Here is an 11,171-nt window from a genome sequence, read left to right as displayed (position 1 = left end):
AATCTCCTAAGAAACCAGCTTTTCAATTTCCTCCGTAGTTAGACGTTTCAGGGCCTCCAGGGATTTAGCCAGCTGATTCTGAACAGGGTCCGCCTGTGGCGTGAGCTGCTCAAGCTGCGTGCAGTAGCCGCCCAGATCAGGGGTTTCGAACAGCGCTTTCAGGCTGACCGCCAAGCCCAGCTGCTCTTGCACGCGGCTGGTCACCTGGGTGGCGATCAGGGAGTGACCACCCAGCAGGAAGAAGTTGTCGCCCAGGCCAACCCGGTCAACTTTCAGCACATCCGCCCAGATCGCGGCCACCTGCTGCTGCAAGGGCGTGCGCGGTGGCACGTGGGCCTCCTCCGCCAGGGCAAGGTCCGGGCGCGGCAACGCCTTGCGGTCCAGCTTGCCATTCGGCGTCAGTGGCAGCTTGCTCAGCAGCACCAGGTAAGAAGGCACCATGTACTCCGGCAGTTGCCTGCGCAACGCACTGCGCAGTTGGTCGCGCAGGGCTGCCTGCGCAGCGGCATCGGCCATCACCCCAGGCTCGTCAGGGACTGCATACGCCACCAGGTGCTGGCCACCGGGGCCATCAACGGCCATGACCACGGCTTCGCGCACCGCCTGCTGTTGCAGGCGCACCTCGATCTCGCCCAGTTCGATACGGAAGCCGCGAACCTTCACCTGGTGGTCTACCCGGCCGACATACTCCAGCACCCCGTCCGGCCGGTAGCGGGCCAGGTCACCGGTCCGGTAGATGCGCCCGCCGTGGGCATCGAAGGGGTTGGGGATGAAGCGCTCGGCGCTGAGACCCGGGCGCTTCAGGTAACCGCGGGCCAAGCCGGCACCGGCCAGGTACAACTCACCGACGGCCCCTACCGGCACCGGTTGCAGGGCACCGCTGAGCACGTAGGCAGCACTGTTGTGCAAAGGTCGGCCGATGTTCGCCTTGCCACCGGCCAACCTCAGCGTGCAGGTGGAATAGGTGGTGTCCTCGGACGGGCCATACAGGTCGTACACCGCGCGCACGTGCGCCAGGCGGTAGAGGTCATCGACAAGCGCCTGCTTCAGCGCTTCGCCGCACAGGTTGATGGTGTTGACCGACGCTGGAATATTGCCGGTTTCGCTCAGTTGCCTGATTGCCGATGGCACGGTGTTCACCAGCCGCACCCGGTCCTTCGCCGCCAGGTTCGGCAGCTCGAGGGCATTGGCGGCCAACACTGCATAACCACCCGCCGACAGGGTGACGAACAGCTCCCACACCGACAGGTCGAAGCAGATCGACGTGGAGAACAGCACGCCACACAGGTCTGCCTGGTCGTATACCGATAACGACCAGCCGACCAGTGCCGCCACACTGCGGTGCTCGACCTGCACGCCCTTGGGTTTGCCCGTCGAGCCTGATGTGTAGATGCAGTAGATGAGGTTGCGCGGGCTGCTCATGCAGGCCAGGTCGGTATCCGGGTAGGCGTCCAGCGGCAACTGGTCCAGCAGCAGCGTGCGCGAGCGGAACTGCTCCGGCATTCGCTCACTCAGGCTGGTCTGCGACAGCACCAGGATCGCCTGGCTGTCCTCGAGCATGTACTCCAGGCGGTCCTGCGGATATTCCGGGTCCAGTGGCACATAGGCGCCACCCGCCTTGAGGATGGCCAGCAGGCCGACGACCATCTCCAGGTTGCGCTGCATGGCAATGCCCACCAGCACGTCCGGGCCCACACCCTGCTCGCGAAGCCTGTGCGCCAGCTGGTTGGCCCGGCAGTTGAGCTCGGCATAGCTCAGCGTCTGCTCGCCGGAGATCAGTGCCGGGGCATCCGGGGTTCGCGCTACCTGCGCCTCGAACAGCTGGTGAATGCAGCTGGCATCCGGGTAGCTGGCCTGAGTCGCGTTCCATCCTGCGATGATCTGCTGGTGCTCGCTGTCGTCCAGCAAGGCAAGTTCTGCAATTCGCTGGTTGGGCTGCTCGACGACGGCGTGCAGCAGGTTCTGCCAGTGTCGGGCCAGAGTGCGGGCAGTCGCAGCATCGAACAGGTCGGTGGCGTAGACCAGCGCAGCACCGATACCGGTCTCGTGCTCGAAGGTTTCCAAGGTCAGGTCGAACTTGGCGGTGTGGTTGTCCCACGCCACGGCGCTCACCTCCAGCCCCGGCAGCGTGTGGTGCTCGCCCCTGGCCTGGGTCTGATGGTTGTACATCACCTGGAACAATGGGCTGTGATTCAGGCTGCGCTCCGGCTGCAGGGCTTCTACCAATTGTTCGAAGGGCAGGTCCTGATGGGCCTGCGCCTCGACCACCCGCTGGCGGACCTGGCCGAGGAAGTCGGCAAAGGTCAGCTGCAGATCGAACTCGGCCCGCAGTACCTGGGTATTGACGAACAGCCCGACCAGGCGCTCGGTTTCCACGCGATTGCGGTTGGCCACCGGCACACCGACGCGGATATCTGCCTGCCCTGAATAGCGGTGCAGCAGAACCTGGAAGCTGGCCAGCAGCAGCATGAACAGCGTCACCCCTCGTTGCTGGGCGAAGCGCTTGAGCGCACGCGCCTGGTCTGCCGGCAGGTCGATGGCCAGGCGTGCCCCCCTGAGGCTGCTGACCGTTGGCCGCGGGCGGTCCAGCGGCATCTCCAGCAGCGGATCCTCGCCGCCCAGCTGGCGGGTCCAGTAGGCCAGCTGGCGCGCCTGCTCCCCGGCTTCCATCCAGCTCCGCTGCCAGATGGCGTAGTCGGCGTATTGAATGGGTAGCGTGGGCAGCTGTGCCTCGCGGCCCTGGCTGCAGGCTTCATACAGGCGCACCAGCTCTTCCACCATCAATGGCATGGACCAGCCGTCGGCGATGATGTGGTGGACGGTCAACACCAGCACGTGCTCGTGCGCATCGAGCGCCAGCAGCCTGACCCTCAGCAGTGGCCCATGCTCCAGGTCGAAGCCTTGGCGCGCCTCTCGCTCCACCTGCTCGCGCAAGGCCTCCTCGCCCGGTGTATCCAGCGTTTCAGGGGTCACCGGCAACACCAGGCGTGGGTGTACCACCTGCTGCACCCGCTCCCCTTGCTGATGGAAGGTGGTACGCAGCGCATCGTGCCTGGCCAGCAGGCCGTCGAAGGCATGCTGAAGGGCTACAAGGTCCAGCTTGCCCTTGAAGCGCAGGGCCGAGGATATGTTGTATACCGCGCTGTCCGGGTCCAGTTTCCAGAGGAACCACTGGCGTTGCTGGGCATAGGAAAGCGGCAACTGCTCGAAGTCGCCACACACCTGCGCAATGGGCAATTGCGCCAGGCTGCTGCCCTTGGACGCCAACTTTTCAAGAAACAGCTTGCGCTGCTCCAGCGGCAGCCGAATGAAGCGGTGAACCAGGTCGGTATTGCGGGTATCGGTGCTCATCTCAAACTGCCTCAAGCTCATTCATGAATTCGTGGAACTCGTCCAGATCTGCTGTGCGGTCACGGGTTGCGGCGCTGACGGCGGTGGCGTAATCGCGAAGGTTGTCGGTCTGGAAAAGCAGCGCCAGTGGTGTGTCCGCCCCCAGTTCCATCTGCAAGCGCGCGACCGCTTGCGTGGCTAGCAGGGAATGCCCGCCAAGTTGGAAAAAGTTGTCCGCCAGGCCAACCCTCTCCAACTTCAGCACCTGCGCCCAGATCGCCGCGATCTGTTGCTCCAGCGCGCTCTGCGGGGCCACGTACTCGCCCTGCAACTGGCTGGCATCCACCTGCGGCAGGGCCTTGCGGTCGAGCTTGCCGTTCGGCGTCAGCGGCAACTGGTCGAGCAGCAGCAGGTGCGCCGGCACCATGTAGTCCGGCAAGCCAGCCTTGAGCGCGGCACGCAGGCTGTCGCGCAACGCGCCCTGCGCTTGCGTGCTGTCGGCAGGCACCACGTAGGCCACCAGTTGCTTGCCGCCCGGCCCGTCCTGGGCCAGCACCACCGCTTCCTGCACGCTCGCCAGCTCCAGCAGGCGCGCTTCGATCTCGCCCAGTTCGATGCGCAGGCCGCGGATCTTCACCTGGTGGTCGATACGCCCGGCGTAGTCGATCACCCCGTCGGCGCGGTAGCGCGCCAGGTCGCCGCTGCGGTACAGGCGGCCGCCGTCGCTGCTGAACGGGTCTGGCACGAAGCGTTCGGCGGTCAGCGCCGGGCGCTGGTGATAACCGCGGGCCAGGCCCACACCGCCGAGGTACAGCTCACCGGCACTGCCGCGTACTGCCGGTTGCAGGCTGCCATCGAGGATATGGGTCTTGAGGTTGTCGATCGGCTGGCCGATCGGCACGCTGATATTTTCGTCCGGCTGGCAGGTCCAGTGGGTGACGTCGATGGCCGCTTCGGTCGGCCCGTACAGGTTGTACAGGCGCGCCGCCGGCAAACGTTGCAGGGTCTGCCGGGCCAGTTCGGCCGGCAGTGCTTCGCCGCTGCACACCACACGCCTGAGGCTGACGCAGCGCTGCACCGCTTCGTGGGTCATGAACGCCTGCAGCATCGACGGCACGAAGTGCAGCGTGCTGATGCCGTAGTGCTCGATGGTGTCCACCAGCAGTTGCGGGTCGCGGTGCGCCCCCGGCTGGGCCACGACCAGGCGCGCGCCGGTCATCAGCGGCCAGAAGAACTCCCACACCGACACGTCGAAGCTGAACGGGGTTTTCTGCAGCACGCTGTCGCCGGCGTCCAGGGCGTAGGCCTTCTGCATCCACCACAGGCGGTTGACCAGCGCCCGATGGCTGTTGCCCGCGCCTTTCGGGCGACCGGTGGAGCCAGAGGTGTAGATCACGTAGGCGAGGTTCAGCGGCGCTACATCGGTGTCCGGGTTGGCATCGCTGTAGCCGCTCAGGTCTTCCGTATCCAGCTCTAGGCAACGCAGCCCGGCCGGGATCGGCAGGCTGTCGCGCAGGTGCGACTGGCTCAGCAGCAAGGCGATGCCGCTGTCGTCGAACATGTAGCGCAGGCGTTCCTGCGGGTACTCCGGGTCCAGCGGCACGTAGGCACCGCCGGCCTTGAGAATGCCCAGCAGGCCGATGACCATCTCCAGGCTGCGCTCCATGGCGATGCCGACCAGCACGTCAGGGCCCACGCCTTGCTCGCGCAGGCGGCGCGCGAGCTGGTTGGCACGGCGGTTGAGCTGGGCATAGCTCAGGGTCTGCTCGCCGAACACCAGCGCCGGCGCGTCCGGGGTGGCGAACACCTGGGCCTCGATCAACTGGTGAATGCTGCGCTCGTCCGGGTAGGCGGCCTGGGTGTCGTTCCAGCCTTCGACCAACCGTTGCCGCTCCGGCTGGTCCAGCAGCGGCAGCTCACCGATAACGGCATCCGCACTCTCGATCAGCGCCCGCAGCAAGGTAGCAAAGTAACCCGCCAGGCGGCCGACGTGCTCATCGCTCCACAGCGCACGGTCGTGGCTGTAGCGCATCGACAGCATCGCGCCCAGCTCGACCACCAGGGTCAGCGGGTAGTTGGTCTGCTCCTGCACCGCGACGTCGCCGAAACGCAGGCCAGCGGGCGCACCCTGTTGCAGTGCCTCGGCCACCGGGTAGTTCTCGAACACCAGAATACTGTCGAACAAGGCGTCACCGCCCTGCCCGGCCCAGTGCTGCAGGTCGTACAGTGGCGTGTGCTCGAACTCGCGTAGAGCCAGGTTGTCAGCCTGTACCTGGCCGATCCACTCGGCCACGCGCTGCTCGGTACGCGGGGCACCAATGACTGGCAAAGTGTTGATGAACAGGCCGATCTGCTCCTCTACCCCCGGCAGGTCCGCCGGGCGCCCAGCGACCGTGGCGCCGAAGCACACGCTGGCCTGGCCGGTGCAACGCTGCAACAGCAGCAGCCAGGCCGATTGCACCAGGGTGTTGACGGTGACCCGGTTGGCCCGGGCGAAAGCTTCGATGCGTGCGGTCTGCTCGCGGTCGAAAGCCAGGCGGTGCTCGCCGTAGCCGCTTGCGCCGCTGCTGCCGCCAATGGCCTGGGCCAGGCGGGTCGGCGCGTCCAGCGCCGCCAGGCGAGCCTTCCAGAAGGTTTCGGCAAGCGCCGCGTCCTGGCCTTGCAGCCAGGCGATATGGTCGCGGTAAGGCCTGGCCTGCGCTTGCGGCAGCTGGCCGGCGTAGCGCTGCAGCACCTCCCCGAGCACGCGCGAGGTGCTCCAGCCGTCCATGAGAATGTGGTGGTTGGTGTAAATCAGGTGATGGCTACTGTCGCTGGTGCGCACCAGTACCAGGCGCAGCAGCGGCGCGCTGGCCAGGTCGAAACCGCGCTGGCGTTCAGCCTCGGCCAAGGCCTGCAAGGCCTGCTCCAGCGCTGGCTGGCCACGCCAGTCGTGCTCGCTGCACGACAACGTGACAGTCCTGTGTACCACCTGCACGGCCTGCTCCAGCGCGCCCTGCAGGACGAAACTGCTGCGCAGGATGTCATGCGCCTCCAGGGTGGCCTGCCAGGCCTGCCGGAACCGCTGCACATCCAGCCCCTGCACATCCACCCGCAGTTGATTGATGTAGTTACCGGCCTGCGCGTCGTAGAGGGTATGGAACAGCATGCCCTGCTGCATCGGTGACAGCGGGTACACATCGGCGATCTGCTGCGCCGGCAGCGGCAGGCTGTCCAGCTGCGCCTGGGTCAGTGCGGCCAACGGGAAGTCCGCTGGGGTCACCCCCTGGTGCCGGGCATCGCAACAGTACTCGACCAGCTCCGCCAGGGCCTGCTCGTAGGCCTGGGCCAGCTTTTCGACGGTGGCCGGGTGGTACATGTCGGCGCTGTAGGTCCATTCCAGGAACAGCTCGCCGGCGTATACCTGGCCGGTGATGCTCAGCCAGTTGCCCAGCGGTGCACCGGCGCACTGGTTGCGGCCTGCGCTTTCCCCGCTTGGGGTGAACAGGGCGCCGGCTTCGCCATCGAAGCTGGAATCGAACTGGCCGAGGTAGTTGAAGGTGACCCGCGCCTGGGCGGCACGCGCCAGCTGGTCACGTACATCGGCGTCGCCGAGGTAGCGCAGCAGGCCATGGCCGATGCCTTTGTCCGGCACCGCGCGCAGTTGCTCCTTGATCGTCTTGATCGACTGGCCCAGGTCGTGGCCGGGCGTGAGGCGCACCGGGTACAGGCTGGTGAACCAGCCCACGGTGCGGCTGAGGTCGAGGTCGTCGAACAGGTCTTCGCGGCCATGGCCCTCCAGCTGGACCAGCACGTTGTCCTGCGCACTCCACTGGCACAGGGTGCGCGCCAGCGCGGTCAGCAGCAGATCGTTGACCTGCGTGCGGTAGGCGGCCGGGGCCTGCCTCAGCAGCTTGGCGGTGCGCTCGGCATCCAGCCGGGTGGTGGCGGTCCGGGCGTGGCTGTTGGCCAGGCTGCCCTGCGGGTTGTCCCGCGGCAGTTCGGCGTGGGCGCCGGCCAAGGCCTGCAGCCAGTAGTCGCGCTGTGCCTGCAGCGCCGGGCTGCCGGCATGGCTGGCCAGGCGTTCGGCCCAGGCCTGCACCGACGAGGTCTTGGCCGGCAGGTTCACCGCCTGGCCGGCCAGCAGCTGCTGGTAGGCGCTTTGCAGGTCTTCGAGCAGCACGCGCCATGACACGCCATCGACCACCAGGTGATGGACCACCAGCAGCAGGCGCTGTTGGCCATCGGCAAAGTCGAACAGTTCGCCACGCAGCAGCGGCCCGTGCTCCAGGTTCAGGCAGGCCTGAACCTGGTTGCCGGCAGCGTCCAGTTCACTCAGGCCATTGAGGTTGCGCTGTTGCAGCAGGGGTGCATTGTCCAGTGGCTGGAAGCGCGCCTGCCATTGGTCGGCGCTGCGAGTGAAGCGCAGGCGCAGGGCGTCGTGCTGGGCTACCACGGCGCGCAGCGCGGCCTCCAGGTGATTCACTTGTACCGGGCTGGTCGGTTTGAGCAGTACCGACTGGTTCCAGTGCGCCGGTTGGGCGATCTGCATTTCGAAGAACCGCGCCTGGGCTGGCAACAACGCGACCTCGCCGCTGATGGTGGCGCCCACGGCTGCCGCAGCAGGCGTTGGCTTGACCTCGCTGCGCTTGGCCACCTGCGCCAGTTGGGCGACGGTCTGTTGTTCGAACAGTTGCTTGGGGGTGATCCGGATACCCTGACGCTTGGCCCGGGCGATGATCTGCAGGCTGAGGATCGAGTCGCCGCCCAGTTCGAAGAAATTGTCACTACTACCGACCCGCTCCAGCTTGAGCACATCGGCCCACACCGCCGCCAGTGCTTCCTCGATATCCCCCTGCGGCGCTACATAGCCACGGCTGACTGCACCGGGTACCGGCAACGCACGCTTGTCGAGCTTGCCGTTGGCGGTCAGCGGCAGGCGTTCCAGCAATACCATCTGCGCCGGCACCATGTAGTCAGGCAAGCGGGCCAGCAGCAGCGCCTGCAACTGCTCGACGGTCACCCCAGCTGCGGCGACCACGTAGGCCACCAGCTGCAGGCGCTCGGCGTCACCCTCCAACGGCAAGGCCAGTACCACGGCCTCGCTGACAGCGGGCAGGCCGGCCAGCACCCGGCCGATTTCACCGGGCTCCACGCGGTAACCGCGGATCTTCACCTGGTCATCGGCACGGCCGATGAACTCGATCAGGCCATCGCCCGCAAGCCGTGCACGATCGCCGGTACGGTACAGACGGGCTCCGCCCTCGGTCGGAACGAAGCGCTCGGCGGTCAGCGCTGGCTGGCCCAGATACCCTTGGGCAACGCCCTGCCCGCCCAGGTACAGCTCACCGGTCACCTGCACCGGCAGCGGGTTGAGATAACCGTCCAGCAGCTGGGCGCAGGCGTTGCCCAGCGGGCGTCCGACCGGCACAGTGCGGCAGCCTGGCAATGGCTGGCCGGGCTCGAAGGTGAGCACGCCGACGGTGGTTTCGGTCGGGCCGTAGTGGTTGATGACCCGGCAACCCGGGCGCAGTGCGCGAACCTTTTCCAGCAGGCCCCAGCTGCACGCCTCGCCCCCGAGGATCAATGCCGCGGCCGGCAGCACGTCGGCAGCGCGGTCCGCTTGCAGCAAGCCTTGCAGATGGCTCGGCACCAGTTTCAGTACACCAACCTGATGCTGCGCCATGTAGCTGGCGAAACCGTCCGGGTCGAACGCCAGTTCCTGCGGCAGCAGGTGCAGCAGGCGGCCCGAGGCCAGGGCACCGAACAGTACGGTGTGGCCCAGGTCGGCGGCGGTGGTGGAGACCATCGCCATGCTCGCTTCAGCGGGCAATTGCAGGCGCTCGAGCAGCGCCTGGATATAGCTGGCCAGAGCCCCATGGCTGACCACCACGGCTTTGGGCTGGCCGGTCGAACCGGAGGTGTAGATCAGGTAGGCTGGCTGTTCGGTGGCGATCGCCAGTTCTACCGGGCGGTCGCTGCAGGCTGCCCATTGGGTATGGTCGCAAGCGACAACTTGCACGCCTTCCAGGCCGGTGAAGCGCTGGTCACCTGGTTCGTGCAACAGCACGGCAGCGCCACTGTCGGCCAGCAATTGCTGCAAGCGCTCCTGGGGCTGCTGGGGGTCCAGCGGCAGATAGGCGGCGCCGGTCTTGAGCACCGCCAGCAAGGCACCGACCCACTCGATGGAGCGCGGCAGGCACAAGGCAACGATACTGCCGACACCGACACCGCGCTGGCGCAGGTAATCGGCCAGGCGATTGGACGCCGCCTCCAGCCCGGCCTGGGTCATGAACCGTTCACCGGCGCGCACGCCACCATGAGCCAGGCCGCGCGCCATGGCCTGGCGCCACAGGGCTAGCACATCGCCGTGTGGGTAAACCTGCGTGGGCGCCGGTGTCAGCGCCGGCAGTTCCGGGCAATCGACAATTGCCCGCTGCAGGTCGCCGGTCAGCTCATCCAGCACCCGCCGCAGCGAACCGGCCATGCGTTCGATGGTGGCCCGTTCGAACAGCTCGGTGGCATAGGTGAAGTAGCCTTCGATGCCGTCGGCCTTGTCGGAAAAGTCGAATGCCAGGTCAAAGCGGGCATCGCCGTCGTCCCGTGCGAAGCCTTCCACCTCCAGCGTACCCAGGCGCTTGCGTCCCGCGTCGCGGGCGGCCACGTGCTGGTTGATCTTGAACTGGAACAGCGGGTTGTGGGCCAGGTTGCGCTCCGGCAGCAAGGCATCGACCAGGTGCTCGAACGGCAGTTCCTGATGCGACTGGGCCGCGCCGATCACCGCCTTCACCTGGTCGAGCAGCGCGGCGAAGGTGGCGCGCTCATCCACCTGCACGCGCAGCACCTGGGTATTGATGAAGAAGCCGATCAGGCCCTCCAGTTCCTTGCGGTTGCGCCCGGCGTTGGGCGCGCCGATGCGGATGTCGGCCTGGCCACTGTAGCGCGACAGCACCACCGCCATGGCCGCCAGCACCAGCACGAACACGGTGTAGCCGCCTTTGCGCGCCTGGCTGCGCAGGGCTTCGGCCTGCGCGCCGGTGATATCCACGCGCAGCACCGCGCCGCGCTGGCTGGGCGTGGCCGGGCGTTCGAAATCCAGCGGCAGGCTCAGCACCGGCTGCTCGTCGCCCAGTTGCCTCTGCCAGTAGGCCAGTTGGCGCTGTGCTTCACCGGCTTCGAGCCAGGCGCGCTGCCAGATGGCGTAGTCGGCGTACTGGATCGGCAAGTCTGGCAGTTGTGCCTGGCGCCCCTCGGCCAGGGCGCTGTACAGCTGGATGAACTCCTGCACCAGCACATCGCTGGACCACCCGTCGGCGATGATGTGGTGCATGCTCAGCGCCAGCACATGGTGTTCAGCCTCCACGCGCAGCAGGGTCACCCGCAGCAGCGGGCCGGCCTGCAGGTCGAAGGGCTGCTTGAGGGCAGCGTCCACGGCCTCGCTCAGCGACGCTTCGTCTGGAGTCTCGGCGAATTCCACCCACTCGATCGGCAGTGGGCAGTGGTCGAGGATGTCCTGGTAGAACTCACCCTCCTGCGCGGCAAAGCGCGTGCGCAGGGACTCGTGGCGCTGCACCAGCGCATCCAGCGCCTGTTGCAGCAGCGCCCGGTCCAGTGCGCCTTTCAGACGTATGGCCAGCGGCACGTTGTAGGCCGGGCTGGCGGGCTCCAGCTGCCAGAGGAACAACAGGCGCTGCTGGGCGTATGACAGCGGAATGCGCGCCAGGCCCTGGCGCGCCGGCACGATGGGCAGCAGGCGGAAGCTCTGCCCGCTGGCCTGCATCTGCGCCAGGACCTGCTGGCGTTGCTCCACGGAAAGGCCAACGAAACGTTGGGCGATGCGTTGTGCTGCAGTGAATTCCATG

2 protein-coding genes are annotated in these 11,171 nt (G+C 66.8%); both read right to left on the bottom strand.

The window, feature by feature from the left end; genetic code table 11:
- Positions 1-6 precede the first annotated feature (6 nt).
- Entirely contained in the window at positions 7-3,351 is a 3,345-nt protein-coding gene (locus tag ACVWZT_RS15570; protein ID WP_457470163.1) for an amino acid adenylation domain-containing protein, read from the bottom strand.
- A gap of 1 nt (position 3,352) precedes the next feature.
- Positions 3,353-11,170 carry an amino acid adenylation domain-containing protein gene (locus ACVWZT_RS15565; protein WP_457470161.1) on the bottom strand — a complete coding sequence of 2,606 codons (7,818 nt, stop codon included), beginning with the start codon at positions 11,168-11,170 and terminating at the stop codon, positions 3,353-3,355.
- Position 11,171: the final 1 nt, after the last annotated feature.

Source organism: Pseudomonas sp. TE21394 (genome assembly GCF_054057835.1).
This window is presented reverse-complemented; position numbering and strand designations above follow the sequence as displayed.